Annotated in this window: 1 rRNA gene; it reads right to left on the bottom strand. The window is 41.8% G+C overall.

Annotated elements, in window-relative coordinates:
* Positions 1 to 427: 427 nt before the first annotated feature.
* Positions 428 to 543: ribosomal RNA gene (gene rrf, locus L1D23_RS22130) — 5S ribosomal RNA — on the bottom strand.
* Positions 544 to 660: the final 117 nt, after the last annotated feature.

Raw genomic sequence — 660 nt, 5'->3', positions numbered from 1 at the left:
CGACGCCGTTATCGTTCCCCGAAGGTTCAGACAACTCGTTTCCGCTCGACTTGCATGTGTTAGGCCTGCCGCCAGCGTTCAATCTGAGCCATGATCAAACTCTTCAATTTAAGATTTTGTCGGCTCAATGAATACTGAACATTACATAAAGTAATGTTTGAATTGACTGTGCTGAATCCGAAGATTCAATGGTCACTTCGTTTCATTGAAACCTAAATTGTTTCCGAAGAAACTATTTGGATTATCATCAACGAGTGCCCACACAGATTGATAGGTTTATATTGTTAAAGAGCTGTGCTTTCAGTGCCTTAGCACCTAAGCAGGACGCGTATAATACGCGACTGACTGTTGAAGTCAACATAAAACTCTAAACTTTTTTAGAATCTTATGGTGACTTGTCTAACAAGTAGACAAAGTCGAAATTAAAGCCTGGCGATGTCCTACTCTCACATGGGGAAACCCCACACTACCATCGGCGCTATTGCGTTTCACTTCTGAGTTCGGCATGGAATCAGGTGGGTCCACAACGCTATGGTCGCCAAGCAAATTCTTAATTCGGAAAGCTGCTTTCTTTAAAATAAAGAGCAAGTTCTGTGTTTACACATTCAATGTTCTACTTTGAGTCCATCAAAACCCTTTGGGTGTTGTATGGTTAAGCCT

Origin of the sequence: Vibrio sp. Isolate24, assembly GCF_022398215.1 — a bacterium.
Lineage (GTDB): Bacteria > Pseudomonadota > Gammaproteobacteria > Enterobacterales > Vibrionaceae > Vibrio > Vibrio coralliilyticus_A.
The sequence above is the reverse complement of the archived record's forward strand: the minus strand, read 5'-3'. Positions and strand labels throughout refer to the sequence as shown.